This is a genomic window from Egicoccus sp. AB-alg6-2, assembly GCF_041821025.1.
Lineage (GTDB): Bacteria > Actinomycetota > Nitriliruptoria > Nitriliruptorales > Nitriliruptoraceae > Egicoccus.
This window is the reverse complement of the sequence record NZ_JBGUAY010000006.1, coordinates 310,148-324,681: the sequence shown is the minus strand read 5'-3', so window position 1 is coordinate 324,681 and position 14,534 is coordinate 310,148. Positions and strand designations below refer to the sequence as shown.

The following is a 14,534-nucleotide window of genomic DNA, read 5'->3' as shown; positions in this document are numbered from 1 at the left end:
CGCCTGCGCCGCCCATCGACGGGCCCCGGTCCCTAGCCTTCCCGATCCATCGGCGGCCGGAGGAGACCGGATGGCGCTCAAGGACAAGCTCGAGTCGCTGCCCGTGATCGGGACCGCGCTGCAGATGCAGCAGCGCTACCGCCTCGACGCCGCCGACCAGTTCGCCGGCGCGATCGCGCTGTTCGGGTTCCTGTCCCTGGTGCCGCTGCTCGTCCTCGCCGTGGCGATCGCGGGGTTCGTGTTCCAGGATCCTGCGGAGCAGGCCGACATCGCCCGTGCGCTCGCCACCGCCGTTCCGGGCCTGCAGGCGGCGTTCGATGCCACCGGTCAGGGGATGGACGGGTTCGTGCAGACCGTCGTCGACAACCGCGGCGCCCTCGCCGGCTTCGGCGCCGTGACCCTGCTGTTGACCGGCCTGAAGGTGATCAACGCCGGCATGGTCGCGACCACGATGGTGTTCCGCGGTGCGCTGCCGACGGGCGCGAAGGGCAAGCTGCTGCAGGTGGTGGCCATGCCCGTGCTCGGGATCGTGGCGTTGGCCGCCGCGGGCGCGTCCAGCCTCGTCGGGGTGCTCGACCTCCCCGGTTGGGCCGCGACGCCGATCGCGCTGGTGGCGACCTTCCCGCTCGACCTGCTGCTGTTCCTGGCTGCCTACCGCATGTTCTCGCCGACCAGCGAGCTCGGCTGGCGACGGTTGCTGCCGGGTGCCGCGCTGGGGGCGTTCGGCTGGGCGGCGCTGAAGATCGCCGGTGCCTCGTACGTGGCGAACCAGGCCGAGGACGCCAACGCCCTCTACGGCGCGTTCGGCGGCATCATCGCCCTGCTGCTGTTGCTCTACCTCGCCGGTCGCCTCTATCTCTACGGCGCCGAACTCAACGCCCTGTTGACCGAGCGCCGACGCGGGATGCTGGTCTCGCCCGAGCGCCACGGGGTGCCGCTGGTCGACCAGGGCGACGTCGAGGAGGGCCCCTCGGACGCCGAGGCGGACGGGATGGCGGCCGCGGAACAGGCGCCGCAGCTGCCGAGCATCCAGGCCGGCAACCGGCCGCTGCCACAGGACGTCGCGGCGGGTCGTGCCCCGGCCGCGCGAGCGTCCCGGGCGCTCGGATCGGCGGCAAGCGGACAGCGGTCGCGGACGGCTCCTCCGACCCGACCGCGACCGTCGGGAGGGCGGACGACCGCTCTCCCGGCCGATACCGCACGCCCCGGGACCGAGCGTGTCACCGCGTTCGGCGTCGCCGCCGTCTCCGTCGCCGCCGCCTGGCGGTTGTGGCGGGCCGGCCGCGGCTGAGCCAGCGGCCCGGCGGTCTCGCGGGGAGCCCCGCCTCCTACACTCGCGCCACACCTGTTCGCCGCCGTCCGTCGCCGAGGTCGTCGTGCCCTTCCCCGAGACCCGCCTGCGCCGCCTCCGACGGACCGCCGCCCTCCGCCGTGCCTTCGCCGAGACCCGGATCGACCCGGCGGGGCTGGTCCTGCCGGTCTTCGTCAAGGACGGCATCGAGGGGGCGCACCCGATCGGCTCGATGCCCGGCGTGGCGCAGCACGACGTCGCCTCGGCCGTCGACCTCGCCCGGCGCGCCGCCGACGTGGGCGTCGGCGGCGTGATCCTGTTCGGCATCCCCGAGGTCAAGGACCAACTCGGCTCGTCGGGCTGGGACCCCGAAGGCCCGGTGCCGCGTGCCGCCCGCGCCATGCGCGACGCCCTCGGCGACGAACTGGTGCTGTGGGCCGACGTGTGCCAGTGCGAGTACACCGACCACGGCCACTGCGGTCCCCTCGACGCTCGCGGGCAGGTCGTCAACGACGCCGCCGTCGAGGCCTACGTCCGCGACGCGCTGACCTACGCCGACGCGGGCGTCGACGTGGTCGCGCCGTCGGGGATGATGGACGGCCAGGTCGGCGCCATCCGGCAGGCGCTCGACGGCAAGGGCTTCGAGGACGTGGTGCTGGTCGCCTACGCGGCCAAGTACGCGTCGGCGTTCTACGGCCCGTTCCGTGAGGCCGCCGAGTCGACGATGCAGGACGGCGACCGTGCCGGCCACCAGATGGACCCGGCCAACCGCCGCGAGGCGCTGCGCGAACTGGCGTCGGACGTCGAGGAAGGTGCCGACGTGCTGATGGTCAAGCCCGCGCTGGCCTACCTCGACGTCATCGCCGATGCGCGGTCGACCTTCGACCTGCCCGTCGCCGCCTACCAGGTGTCCGGCGAGTACGCGATGGTGCAGGCCGCGGCCGAACGGGGCTGGCTGGACGGCCCGCGCGCGATGCGCGAGACGGTGACCTCCATCCGGCGTGCGGGCGCCGACCTCGTGCTCACCTACGCCGCCATCGAACTGGCCGCCGGCGCGTGAGCGGGGTGGTGGCGCCCGCCTGGCTCTCCGACACCCCGCTGGCGCACCGGGGCTTGCACGGCGACGGAATCCCCGAGAACTCCTGCGCGTCCTTCCGTGCCGCCGCCGAGTCGGGTTACGGGGTCGAGCTCGACGTGATGCTGGCTCGCGACGGCACGCCGGTCGTCGTCCACGACCAGGTCCTGCGCCGGGTCACCGGGAGTGACCGGCGGGTGGCCGACCTCGACGTGGAGAGCCTGCAGCAGCTGCCGCTGCTGACCGCGGACGGCGAGACCAGCGACGAGGTCGTCCCGACCCTGGCGCAGGCGTTGCAGGCGCTCGACGGGCACCCGGCGATGGTCGAGATCAAGTCGCACCGTCTGCGCGCCGGTCGATTGGAGGCGGCGGTCGCCGCGGTGCTCGACGAGCACGACGGGCCCCACTGCATCGCGAGCTTCAACCCGGCCACGGTGCGCTGGTTCCGTCGTCGACGACCCGGGACGGTGCGGGTGCTGACGGCAACCCCGGACGCCGATCCACGGCTGCCCGCCGTCGTCCGTCGACGCCTGGCGGAACTGCGGGACGCGCCGGCGCTGTCCCCGCACGCCATCTCCTACGACCTCGTCGGCCTGCCCAACCCCGCCACCGACGCCTGGCGCGATGCCGGCGGCACGCTGGTGACCTGGACCGTCCGCACGGAAGCCGACCTCGCCCGCGCCCGCGAGGTGGCCGACAACCCCATCTTCGAGCGCGTGCGTCCGTGACGGCGGGCGTCATGCTCACCCCGGCAATCGGGTGACGTGGTCCGACACCGCGGCCTCGACGCGGTCACGGGCCAGGTTCCAGGCGGTGAGGTGGGCGGCCCCCTCGACCCGCAGGTAGGTCACCTGCTCGGGCAACGCCGCGGCGAGTGCGTCAGCGAGTTCGACGGGCACGGTCGGATCGACGTCGCCGTGGATCAGCAACACCGGCAGCTCGGTCAGGTCCTCGAACGAGCCGAGCGAACGCCAGTCGATGCGTGCCCTCGCGCCGGCCAACGCCATGGTCGGTGGCAGCAGCAGCGGCAGGGCGGCAGCCGGCAGGCCCCGCTGCACCGCGGCGCTGCGCAGCACCGGCCCCCAGTCCAGCACCGGGGCCTCGAGCACCACGCCGACGACCCGGTCGCGGCGCGTCCAGCGGCGCAGGGTCTCGGCGACGCAGGCGCCGCCCATCGACAGCCCGACCAACACGAGGTCGTCGGCGCCGTTGGCGAGCGCCCAGGTGCCGGCGGCTGCGACGTCGGCCCACTCCGTCGCGCCGAGGTGGGACCGCCGGTCGGGGCTGGCGGGCGCCTCGGCGTCGTTGCGGTAGGAGGTGACGAGCACCGACACGCCCGCGCCGACCAGCGGTGCGACGTGACGGAACGTCTCGGCCCGGGTGCCGCTGCGGCCATGGACCAGCACGGCCGTCCGCGCCCGATCACCGGCAACCGGGGTCGGGAACCACCACGCCGGCATCGGCCCCAGCGGTCCGGTGACCGCGACCTCGCGCACCGGCAGGCCGAGCACCGTCGGGTCGTCGGGGGTCGCCCACGGATCGAACAGGGCGGCGACGCCGGTCGCGGGCGCCGTCCCGACCCGGAACTCGACCGGTCGCACCGCTTCGGTCCCGGCGGACGGCGCGGCCGTCGCCGTGGCCGCCACCGGTGGCCCGACGCGGGCGTAGCCGTCCTGCCACCGCAGCCCCCACCAGCCGGGACGCGCGGCGTCGGCGCCGACGAGCCGCAGGTGGCCGGTCCCGAGGTCGTGGAGCTCGACCCGGTCGCGGTCGAGCGGGGCGATGGGGCGGCGGTGCGCCGGCTCGGTCACGCGTCCGGCGTAGTACCAGGTCGCGCCGCCCGCGGCCGCGAGCAACGCCGCCGAGCCGGTCAGCCCCGCCACCCGCAACGCCCGTCGCGCCATCATGGGAGGCAGGCTACTGCGGCCCGCCGGGACCCTTCGGGAGCCGCCGCTAGCCTCGGTCCCCACGGCTGCTGGCGGCGAACCCACGCCAGCTGCCTCGCGCCCGACCCAGGAGTCGCCATGGGCAGTTCCACCTCCGAGCACCTCTTCGAGCGCGCACGGGCGGCCATCCCCGGGGGCGTCAACTCCCCGGTGCGGGCCTTCGACAGCGTCGGCGGGGTGCCCCGCTTCATCGCGCGGGGCGAGGGCGCCGAACTCGTCGACGTCGACGGCAACCGCTACCTCGACCTGGTCAACTCCTGGGGGCCGCTGCTCCTGGGCCACGTCCGCGACGAGGTGCGGCAGGCGGCGGTGGACGCGATCGGTCGCGGCTCCTCGTTCGGCGCCCCGACCGAGGGCGAGGTCGAGCTGGCCGAGGCGATCGTCGCGGCCGTCCCCTCGGTGCAGAAGGTGCGGCTGGTCAACTCGGGGACCGAGGCCGGGATGTCGGCGATCCGGCTCGCCCGCGGCGCCACGGGCCGCAGCAAGCTGCTCAAGTTCGTCGGCCACTACCACGGGCACTCCGACGCCCTGCTGGTCGCGGCCGGCTCCGGCGTGGCGACGCTCGGCATCCCCGGAAGTCCCGGGGTGACCGAGGGTGCCGCGGCCGACACGCTGCTCGTGCCGTGGAACGACCGGGACGCGGTCGCGGCCGCCGTCGCCGCCCACGGTGACGACCTCGCCGCGATCCTGTGCGAACCGGTCCCCGCCAACATGAACCTGGTGGCGCCCGAGGACGGCTTCCTGGCCTTCCTGCGCGCCCAGTCCGACGCCTGCGGTGCGGTGCTCGTCTTCGACGAGGTGATCAGCGGCTTCCGCGTCGCCCGCGGCGGCGCCCAGCAGTTGCACGACGTCGTCCCGGACCTGACCGTGCTCGGAAAGATCGTCGGCGGCGGGTTCCCCCTGGCGGCGTTCGGCGGCCGCGCGGACCTGATGGACCACCTGGCGCCGGCCGGACCGGTCTACCAGGCGGGCACGTTGTCGGGGAACCCCGTGGCGGTCGCCGCGGGGCTCGCGCAGCTGCGGCTGCTGACCGACGAGGTGTACGAGCGCCTCGGCGCCGTGACCGACCGGCTGGTGACGGGGCTTCGCGAGGCCTTCGACGCCGCCGGCGCCACCGTCCAGGTGCTCCAGCACGCCACCCTCGCCGGCGTGCTCTTCGCCGAGGGACCGCCGCGGCGCTACGAGGACGTCGCCGCCGCCGACCACGGCCGTTATGCCCGCTTCTTCCACGGCATGCTCGAGCGCGGGATCTACCTCGCCCCGTCCGGTTACGAGGTGGTGTTCACCTCGACGGCCCTGCGCGACGCGGACGTCGCCCGCATCGTCGAGGCCGCCGCCGAGGTGGCGTCCGCACTCGCCGCACGCGACTGACGCGGCCGCCGGGCGTCGGGGGCCGCTCACCGGGACCCGGTCGTTTGTTCGGGCTTCGCGGCGATTGGTAGCCTCGCGGTCCCGACCGGCACGCACTTGCGCGGGCGGGCCGGGGCGTGCCGTCATTCGAGGAGATTCCAGACGTGGGTGAGTGGTTCAGCCAGTTCGGCGCGGCACTTCCCGACGCGCTGCGCGCGGCCTACCGGTTCGGCGACCCGCTCGACCTCGGTCGCGGCTGGGTCGGCCTGGCCGTGATGGTGCTGTGGGTGGGTCCGCTGATGATCCTGCCGCTGTGGCTGGCCAAGCTCACCTACGGGAAGCGCGAATGGGTCTCGGCGACCATGGGCGTCATGGCCGGCAGCGCCTTTTTGTGGTGGCTGCACGGGGTCATCCCGCACGCCTGGATCCAGTTCACCGAGTCGAACGAGAACATCCTCAGCGGCACCATCATCCCGGCCACCGCCGGGATCGACGTCTCCGAGGACTACCGCCTCGACATCGCCTCCAACCTGTACTCGGTGATCACCGAGGGCGTGGTCGGGGCGATGATGGTCATCGGCATCGTGCTGACCTGCTGGCTCGCGCTGCGGGTGCAGAAGTCGCTGCCGAAGACCCTGGCCGCGGGCGAGACCAAGCCCGAGGCCGGCGGTTACAAGTAGGACCCGACCACCGACCGCACCACCGGTACCGACAGCGTGAGGAAAGGAGGACGACGTGGGCAAGACCGACAAGGGTGAACACCCGCTGATGTTCGACGACTACGTCGTCCAACAGGTCGACGCGCAGTGGCTGCAGGAACGCGTCAAGCCGAAGCGCCACATCGGCCTCACCCCCGAACTGTGCATCCTGTGCCGCGCCTGCGAGGACGTCTGCCCGTGGGAGTGCATCTACATGATGTCTCCCAACATCGTGAAGGACGCCGACAGCCCGTCGTTGATGACGCTGGCGTCGCAGTCCCACGCGGTCTTCATCATCGACGACAACGAGTGCACGCGCTGCGCCATCTGCGTCGAGCGCTGCCCGTCCGATGCCCTGTGGCTCGGACGCACCGACGGCTGAGGCCACCGACCTGACCGACCCGAGACCCACCCGCGGTGTCGGGCCCGACGAGCAAGAAGAGGACGAGCAACGTGGCGAGGAAGCCCCCCAGCTTCTCGGACGTCAAGACCAACGTCCAGGACAACGTGATCTGGAAGTCCATCTTCCGGCCGGGCTCGATCTACCGCAAGGGCTACCGCGACACCTCGCGGGACCGCGCCCTCGCGGCGATGAACAACGTGCTCTACCACCTGCATCCGGTGAAGGTGAAGCGGCACGGTCTCAAGCTGACCTACACCTACTGCCTCGGCGGTCTCAGCTTCTTCCTGTTCATCCTGCTGACCATCACCGGCATCTTCCTGATGTTCTTCTACACCCCGGCCGCCGGCGCGGGCACCGAGATCGCGTACGCCAACATGCGCGACATCTCGGCGTCGATCACGTTCGGCAACCTGGTGCGCAACCTGCATCGATGGGGTGCGCACGCGATGGTGTTCACCGTGTTCTTGCACATGGCGCGGGTCTTCTACCACGGTGCCTACAAGCCACCGCGCGAGTTCAACTGGGTCGTCGGCGTCATCCTGCTGCTGCTGACCCTGCTGCTGAGCTTCACCGGCTACCTGTTGCCGTGGGACCAGCTCGCGCTGTGGGCCGTGACCGTCGGCACCAACATGATGGGCTACACCCCCGTGTTCGGCGACCAGGTGCAGTTCGTGCTCCTCGGTGGCGTCTCCATCGGCCCGAACACGCTGCTGCGCTGGTACGTCCTGCACGTGCTGTTCATCCCGTTCGTCACCGTCATCTTCCTCGCGGTCCACTTCTGGCGGATCCGCAAGGACGGCGGCATCTCGGGACCACTGTGATGCGCGCTCCGAAGCGGTTCATGCGCCCGTGGGGGGTCGAATAATGGCGGAAGAGGTACAGATCGATCAGGAGGTCTACGACCGCCTGATCGCCGCGGGAACCTCCGAGCGGATCGCCCGGGCAAAGGCCAAGGCGGCGTCGGTCCGCAAGGCCAAGATCGCCGAGGGCGCCAACCTCGGGCCGCGTCCGGCCGAGCAGGCGACCAAGGCGCTCGAGGAGTTCCGTTCGTCGCACGGCGGCGGCGGGACCGCGGTCGCGACCAAGGCCGGCGCCGACGAAGCCGGCAACGGCGGGGGCCGGCTCACGCCCGAGGAACGCTCGGCCCGCGTGGCGGCTTCGCTCGGCGGCAACGGCAACACCTCCATCGGCGTGCCGACGTCCTCGCAGCACACCCACCGGCTGCTGGCACTGGTGCCGCCGGCCGGCATCCAGCAGGTGCAGTCCAAGCAGATGGACAAGGTCTACACCTGGCCCCACCTGCTGCTGGTCGAGTTCGTCGCGTTGCTCGCGATGGGCTCGCTGCTGCTGATCGTGTCGTTCTTCCTCGACGCACCGCTCGGTTCGCTGGCCAACCCCAACCAGGTGCCCGCCATCAACAAGGCGCCCTGGTACTTCATGGGCCTGCAGGAACTGCTCCGCTACTTCCACCCGATGGTCGCCGGCGTGACGCTGCCGGGTGTTGCCGTCGTGATGTTGATGGCCATTCCCTACCTGGACAAGAACCCGTCCGCGCGTCCGGAGAACCGCAAGGTCGCCAACATGGCCTTCACGTTCTTCCTGACGTTCTGGACCGTGCTCGTGATCATCGGCTCGTTCCTGCGGGGCGCCGGTTACGAGTGGGTCTGGCCGTGGACGCAGGGTCTGGGCTTCACCCTCTAGAGCCCCTTGTCGCACCCGTCACACGCCCGCGCGGCGAGAGACGACCGAGGAACCCATGGCAGACGAGACCAAGAGCCGCCGGCTGCAGCCGGTCGGACGGCGCACGTTCCTGCGCTACAGCCTGTTCGGTGCCACCAGCGCCGGTCTGGGCGGCTTCGGCCTGGCCGCGCTGGCCCAGCTGTGGCCGCGTCCGGGCGACGAGCTGACCGGTGAGGTCCCGATCGGCGTCGCCGCCGAACTCGCCTCCGAGATCGACGGCGAGCGCGCCCCCTACCGCGTCCCCGAGGGCGGGCTGTCGATCGTGCGTTGGGACCCCGCCAACGCCGCCGCCGAGCGCGCCTACGGCGAGGACCACGCCGTCGGCGAGGGGTTCGGGCTGATGGCGCTCTACACCCAGGCCTGCCCGCACCTCGGCTGCGCGGTCCCGTGGTGCCAGAGCTCGCAGTGGTTCGAGTGCCCCTGCCACGGCTCGCGCTACAACCGCTACGGCGAGTGGACCGGTGGTCCGGCGCCGCGCGGCCTGGACCGCTACGCCTCGTTCATCGAGGACGGCGTGTTCGTGGTCGACTTCAGCAACCTCATCACCGGTCCCGCCCGGACGGCCAACGCTCTCGAGCAGTCCGCCGAGGGCCCGTCCTGCGTCGACGCCTGAGCTTCACGGAGTTCGTCCATGCCTGGTCTGTTCATCCTCGCCGAAGGCGGCGGTAGCGGCGGAAACGCCCCGATGGTCATCCTCGTCGGTGCCCTCGCGGCGTTCGCGATCGCCTACTTCGTCGTCGGCCCGGGCAAGCGCAAGCGTGGCCCGCAGCGCCTCGGCGACATCCCGCTGTCGATGCGCCCGTACCACTCCGACGAGGAGCTCGAGACCACCGGGATGGAGCGGGCGATGGCCTGGGGGGTCGCCCTCGCGGTCTTCGCCTCGCTGTTCCTGCCGTTGTACTGGCTCATCGAGCCGGGCCGCATCAACAACCGCGTCGACGAGTTCTACGAGCAGGACGTCGCGGCCGGCCGCGCGCTGTTCGCCGAGGCCTGCGCCTCCTGCCACGGCACCAACCTCGAGGGAGGCTCGGCGCCGCATCCCAACCAGGACATCCAGGCGCCGTGGCCGGCACCGTCGCTGGACAACATCGTGGCCCGCTACCAGGACTCCGAGATCGTCACCGACGTGGCCGAGTTCATCTACATGACGATCGAGAAGGGTCGCGCGGGGACCCCGATGCCGGCCTTCGGGGTCGGCGAGGGTGGGCAGTACTCCGACCAGCAGCTGCAGGCGATCCGGACCTACATCCTGTCGGTGCAGACCGGTGAGGTCGACGCCGACGAGGGCGAGGCCGGCGAGGCGCAGGCGTTCGAGGGGGCGTCGGGCGAGGACATCTTCGGCGCCAACTGCGCCCGCTGCCACGGGCAGAACGCCGAGGGCTACGTCGGTCCGCAACTGCTGAACTTCTTCGAGCGTTACGGCTGGAGCGAGGGCGACGAGGAGTCGCTCGAGCAGGCCCGCGCCGTCGCACGCGACACGATCGTCAACGGCCGGCTCGTGCCCGGCCATGCCCCGATGCCGAGCTTCGGGCGGGTGCTCAGCGACGACGCCATCGAGGCCGTGATCGATCACCTCGAGAGCCTGCAGGAGACCGGTGGCCCCCGCTTCGGTCAGATCGGCGGCGACCCCGCCCCGGAGGGCGACGACGAATGAGCGAGCTTCTTTCCAGCCTGGTCCCGCTGCTCGGGGTCGAAAACGCCATCCCCTCGTCGCACCCGGCGGCACTGCTCGCCGTGCCGCTCGGGCTGCTGTTCTTCAGCGGCTCGGTCTACGCGCTGCTGTGGTCGAACTACGGCGCCCGCAAGGCGGGCGCGATCTACGGCGTCGCCTTCTTCGGCTTCGGGCTGCTGATCGGCCTGTTCTGGTGGTTTGGCGGCCCGGGGATCCCGCCCTACCTCGGCATCACGCACCTGCCCGGACAGAACAACGCCCACTACGCCGAGGGTTGGCTGCCGTTCGAGCCCGGCTCCGAGCGCAGCGAGTACTTCACCGCCGACGACGACCCTTCGGGGTTCGTGACGATCGAGCAGTACCTGGGCCTCGAGGGCCAGGCCGAGGACGACATCCTGGCCAACCCTGCCTACGCCAACCTCGCCGGCAGCACGCAGGCGGCGGCCGAGAACATGCAGAGCCAGTTCCTGCCCATCGACGCCAACGGCGTGGCGCAGATCGGCGTCGAGCGTCGCTCGGCGCTCGAGGACGAGGTGGCCGAGGTCCAACCCGAGGACAGCTTCCGCGCCAACCCGTTCTACACCGCGGACCTGGTCGGCGACCCGTTGATCACCGACGATCCCGAGACCGGCCTGCGCATCCTCACCGCCGAGTTCCAGACGTTCGCCAACTTCGTGGACGAGGACGGCGTTCCCGTCGGCGACCCGATCCCGGTCGGCGAGACCAGTGCGTGGTACTCGTTCTACGACCCGGGCATGCGCTGGCTGCCGTCGGCACTGTGGACCATCGTGTCGCTGCTCGGCTTCCTCGCGAGCCTCTTCTGGCTCGACCGCCTCGAGTTCCGCGAGAAGCGACTCCTCGCCCACGAGGTGGAGGAACCCGAAGACCTCGCCGTCCCCATCGCCCAGTAGCCGCCGAGTCGTGCCCGCTCCGGGGCGGGGCGGTCGCCTGCGCAGGGGGCGTTCCGCCCCGACCCACGCTTCACTCGCCAGCATCGCTTCGCTCGCTGTCAGCCCCTGCTACGGCGACCGCCCCGCCCCTCCGCTCGGCGCCCGAGGTCGATGACGCCGGGTTGGCGGAAATGGGCGGAGCCGGGCACCCTGGGGGTCCGCGGCTCGTTCTCCCTTCGTCGCCAGGATGCCTCGCGTGTCACGGCCCTTCCGGTTTCGCGTCCTGCCCGGCCTGCTCCTCGTCGTCGCGCTGCTCGCCGGAGGCTGTTCCGGCCAGTCCGGCGCGTCCTGCGACGAGGACATCCCCGGTGTGCGCCCCGGGGTGTGCCCCATCGCCGAGGAGGATCGTCGGCCGGCGCCCACCGACGCGATGCCGGTGCTCGGTGCCGACGGCGAGGAGCTGAGCATCGCCGAGCTGCAGGGCCGTGTGGTCGTGGTGAACTTCTGGGCCTCCTGGTGCGGGCCGTGCCGGGTGGAGCAGCCGTTCCTGAACGCGGCGCACGAGCTGCTGCCCGCCGACGAGGTCGCGTTCGTCGGGGTCAACATCGAGGACGCGCGCACCAACGCCCGCGCGCACGAGGCCGAGTTCGCGATCCCGTACCCGACCCTGTTCGACCCCGACAACGTCTACGCCTCCCGGTTCGGCGGGGTCGGGGCCCGCACCATCCCGACCACGCTGTTCCTCGACCCGCAGGGCCGGGTGGCGGCGCGACTGTTCGGTTCGCCGCGGGACGCCGTCGAGGTGGCGGCGCTCGCCGACGCGGTGGCGCGCGCGAGCGCGCCGACGGCCGCGGCAGGCGGTGGCGCGGATGGGTGAGACCGTCCAGCTGTTGATCTTCGACGCCAACGTGCTCGTGGCGGCGGCCATCGCCTTCACCGCCGGCCTGGTCTCGTTCGCCAGCCCCTGCGTCGTCCCGCTGGTGCCCGGGTACCTGTCGTTCATGACGGGCCTGTCTGGCCAGGACCTCGCCGAGGGCGGGGCGCGGGCTCGTGGCCGCGTGGCCCTGGGGTCGGTCCTGTTCGTCATCGGGTTCGCGATCCCCTTCGTCATGCTGGGCTCGTTCGTGGCGGCCTTCGACGTCCTGGCGCGCTCGACCGCGGCGCAGGTCACGATGGGCCTGATCGTGTTCGTCCTGGGTGCGCTGATGGCCAGCGGCCGGTTGATGCGCGAGTTCCGGCTCACCGACCGCGCGCCGACCGGGCTGGCGTCGGCCCCGGTGCTGGGCTTTGTCTTCGGCGTCGGTTGGACGCCGTGCATCGGCCCCGCAGCCGGCGCGATCCTGACCATGTCGGCCGGCGTGACCGACGGCGTGTCCGCACGCGGCGCCTTCCTCGGCTTCGTGTACGCCCTCGGGCTCGGGGTCCCCTTCATCGTCTTCGGGCTGCTGTTCCGCCGGCTCTCGGGAGCGCTGGACGTCCTCAAACGCAATGCCCGCACGCTGCAGATCGCCGGTGGTTCGTTGCTCGCCATGGTCGGCCTGGCCATCGCCACCGGTCTGTGGGAGCAGTTCATCCGCCTGCTGCGTCCGCTGATCACCGGCTTCGAACCGCCGATCTGAGCCCGCAACGGCCGCCGTCCACGGTGGCCGCCGGAGGTACGTTCCCCACGTGAGCCGCACCGATTCCGCCGCGCCCCCCGAGGCGAACCCGCAGGTCCGTCCTCCGCGCCGCGGTGGCGACGGCCCGCTCGGGTTCGTCTGGTCGTCGGTGGTCATGGGATGGCGCTGGCTCGTACGGATGCGCACGGCGCTGTACCTGCTGGGGCTGCTCGGCCTCGAGACGCTCATCGCGACCGTCGTGCCGCAGGAACCCAACGTCGCGGCGACCGTCGACGCCTGGCGGACCGGCGCCGAGGGTCCGGGGACGCTGGTGTCGGGGCTCATCGATCTCGTCGGTGGCTACGACGTCTACGGCTCACCGGCCTTCCTCGCGCTGCTGTTGCTGTTGTTCCTCAGCCTGACCGCCTGCCTGATCCCGCGCATCCGGGCCTGGGTCCGGCTGGTCCGGTACAGCCGCCCGCCGCTGACGCGCAGCGCCGGCCGGCAGGAGGTCGTCGCCCGGCTCACGACCAGCCGTGGGGTCGACGAGGCCCATCGCGCCGCCGCCGACCTGCTGCGCGCCAACCGTTGGCGCGTGCGCACCGAGACCGACGCCGGCGAGGACGGCGTGGTCGAGTCGGGTCCGCCACCCCAGGTCGCGGCCGAGAAGGGCCTGTGGTCGCGTGAAGGCGGCAGCCTGCTGTTCCACCTGAGTTTCTACGTGCTGCTGGCAGCGATCGTCTTCGGGCAGTTGCTCAGCTTCGAGGGCCAGCGCGCGGTCGTCGAGGGCGAGCGGTTCGCCGACACCCCGGTGTCGTACTGGACCTACGGGCCGGGACGCTGGTGGGGCGAGGACAGCCACCGTGGCTGGATCCTCGATCTCGAGCAGTTCCACGTCGACTGGGTCCGCGATCCCCTGGCGCCCGGCGCCGGGCAGCCCACGCTGTTCCGGTCCGACGTCGAGGTGACCCGCCCCGACGGCTCGACCCGACAGACGGTCATCGAGGGCAACCGTCCGCTGGTGGTGGACGGCATGAAGATCCACCAGCTCGACTGGGGGTATGCGCCGCTGGTGCAGGTCGAGGTGGACGGCGAGCTCGTCTACGAGGACTACCTGACCGCCACCGCCACCGACGCGGGGCACTTCCGGGCGGCGGTCAAGGCGCCGTCGGCCGACCCCGACCTCGGCATGTCGGTGTTCTTCTATCCCTACGCGCCCGACAACGAGGCCGGCGAGCCGGTGCCGACGGGCGCGCCGTTCGCCGACGCGCCGCTGGTGTTGTTCCAGCTCTTCCGCGGCGACCTGCAGCTCGGCCGGACACCCCAGACGATCAACGAGCTCGACACCTCGGCCCTCGAGAGTGCGGGTGGCGCGTGGTTGCGCGAGGGCGCCGAGGTCGACATGGGTGACGGCGTGGTGGTGCGCTTCGTCGAGCTGCGCCGCTGGGTCGGCTTCCAGGTGAGCGCCCGGCCGCAGATCCCGTACCTGCTGCTGGCCAGCGGCATGCTGCTCGCCGGGTTGTGGCCGGCGCTGTACGCCTTCCGCCGCCGCCTGTGGGTGGTGGCGGAGCGCGATCCCGGCAGCGGCCATACGATCGTCACCGTCGCGGGGCGGGCGTTCCAGCGCCCACAGGCGTTCGACGACGAGCACGCGGCGTTCGTCACCCGGCTCGCCCGGCACCTCGATGCCACGCCGAGCGACGCGGACGACCCCGACCGCATCCTCGAGCCGGTCTCGGAGGAGATGGAATGAGCGGCGGCGCAGGCCTCGTGTGGTGGTTTGGGAGGCCGCAGCCGGTCTCGGAGGAGATGGAATGAGCGGCGGCGCAGGCCTCGTGTGGTGGTTTGGGAGGCCGCAGCCGGTCTCGGAG

Annotated in this window: 15 protein-coding genes; 14 read left to right on the top strand and 1 reads right to left on the bottom strand. The window is 72.0% G+C overall.

Annotated features, from left to right (window positions below):
- Window positions 1–70 precede the first annotated feature (70 nt).
- The 3 genes from ACERMF_RS13035 (at window position 71) to ACERMF_RS13025 (ending at window position 3,094) form a co-directional block, all read left to right on the top strand.
- A complete protein-coding gene (locus tag ACERMF_RS13035; protein WP_373669532.1) occupies window positions 71–1,291 on the top strand; it encodes a YihY/virulence factor BrkB family protein in 1,221 nt (406 codons plus the stop codon).
- Between the two features lie 85 nt (window positions 1,292–1,376).
- Window positions 1,377–2,351: a porphobilinogen synthase gene (hemB, locus tag ACERMF_RS13030; RefSeq protein WP_373669531.1), complete on the top strand. Its 975-nt coding sequence runs from the start codon at window positions 1,377–1,379 to the stop codon at window positions 2,349–2,351.
- Window positions 2,348–3,094, top strand: a complete 747-nt coding sequence (locus ACERMF_RS13025) for a glycerophosphodiester phosphodiesterase family protein (protein WP_373669530.1) — start codon at window positions 2,348–2,350, stop codon at window positions 3,092–3,094. The genes hemB and ACERMF_RS13025 overlap by 4 nt, the downstream gene beginning before the upstream one ends.
- A 15-nt stretch (window positions 3,095–3,109) precedes the next feature.
- On the opposite strand, the gene ACERMF_RS13020 is transcribed toward ACERMF_RS13025, so the two are convergent.
- Window positions 3,110–4,273 (bottom strand): alpha/beta hydrolase family protein, encoded by a 1,164-nt coding sequence (locus tag ACERMF_RS13020; protein ID WP_373669529.1) that lies wholly within the window; start codon window positions 4,271–4,273, stop codon window positions 3,110–3,112.
- Window positions 4,274–4,390: 117 nt separating this feature from the next.
- Between ACERMF_RS13020 and hemL the strand changes: the two genes are divergently transcribed.
- The 11 genes from hemL (at window position 4,391) to ACERMF_RS12965 (ending at window position 14,416) form a co-directional block, all read left to right on the top strand.
- Window positions 4,391–5,683 (top strand): glutamate-1-semialdehyde 2,1-aminomutase, encoded by a 1,293-nt coding sequence (gene hemL, locus ACERMF_RS13015; RefSeq protein WP_373669528.1) that lies wholly within the window; start codon window positions 4,391–4,393, stop codon window positions 5,681–5,683.
- Between the two features lie 143 nt (window positions 5,684–5,826).
- Complete coding sequence (locus ACERMF_RS13010; protein ID WP_373669527.1) at window positions 5,827–6,342, top strand: hypothetical protein; 516 nt, start codon at window positions 5,827–5,829, stop codon at window positions 6,340–6,342.
- A 55-nt stretch (window positions 6,343–6,397) separates the two neighbouring features.
- Window positions 6,398–6,742 carry a 4Fe-4S binding protein gene (locus ACERMF_RS13005; RefSeq protein ID WP_325237481.1) on the top strand — a complete coding sequence of 115 codons (345 nt, stop codon included), beginning with the start codon at window positions 6,398–6,400 and terminating at the stop codon, window positions 6,740–6,742.
- 71 nt (window positions 6,743–6,813) lie between these two features.
- Window positions 6,814–7,584, top strand: coding sequence for a selenite/tellurite reduction operon b-type cytochrome ExtP (gene extP, locus ACERMF_RS13000; protein WP_373669526.1), 771 nt, complete (start codon window positions 6,814–6,816; stop codon window positions 7,582–7,584).
- 43 nt (window positions 7,585–7,627) lie between these two features.
- A complete protein-coding gene (locus ACERMF_RS12995) occupies window positions 7,628–8,464 on the top strand; it encodes a menaquinol-cytochrome c reductase cytochrome b subunit (RefSeq protein ID WP_373669525.1) in 837 nt (278 codons plus the stop codon).
- A 55-nt stretch (window positions 8,465–8,519) separates the two neighbouring features.
- On the top strand, window positions 8,520–9,116 hold the full coding sequence (locus tag ACERMF_RS12990) for a ubiquinol-cytochrome c reductase iron-sulfur subunit (RefSeq protein WP_373669524.1): 597 nt from the start codon (window positions 8,520–8,522) through the stop codon (window positions 9,114–9,116).
- Window positions 9,117–9,134: 18 nt separating this feature from the next.
- The gene (locus ACERMF_RS12985) at window positions 9,135–10,157 is read left to right on the top strand and encodes a c-type cytochrome (RefSeq protein ID WP_373669523.1); all 1,023 of its coding nucleotides are present in this window, start codon (window positions 9,135–9,137) and stop codon (window positions 10,155–10,157) included.
- Entirely contained in the window at window positions 10,154–11,086 is a 933-nt protein-coding gene (locus ACERMF_RS12980) for a hypothetical protein (protein WP_373669522.1), read from the top strand. Before ACERMF_RS12985 ends, ACERMF_RS12980 begins: the two co-directional genes overlap by 4 nt.
- A 235-nt stretch (window positions 11,087–11,321) precedes the next feature.
- Window positions 11,322–11,942 (top strand): TlpA family protein disulfide reductase, encoded by a 621-nt coding sequence (locus ACERMF_RS12975; protein ID WP_373669521.1) that lies wholly within the window; start codon window positions 11,322–11,324, stop codon window positions 11,940–11,942.
- Window positions 11,935–12,684: a cytochrome c biogenesis CcdA family protein gene (locus ACERMF_RS12970; RefSeq protein ID WP_373669520.1), complete on the top strand. Its 750-nt coding sequence runs from the start codon at window positions 11,935–11,937 to the stop codon at window positions 12,682–12,684. Before ACERMF_RS12975 ends, ACERMF_RS12970 begins: the two co-directional genes overlap by 8 nt.
- A gap of 49 nt (window positions 12,685–12,733) precedes the next feature.
- Entirely contained in the window at window positions 12,734–14,416 is a 1,683-nt protein-coding gene (locus tag ACERMF_RS12965; protein WP_373669519.1) for a cytochrome c biogenesis protein ResB, read from the top strand.
- Window positions 14,417–14,534 lie beyond the last annotated feature (118 nt).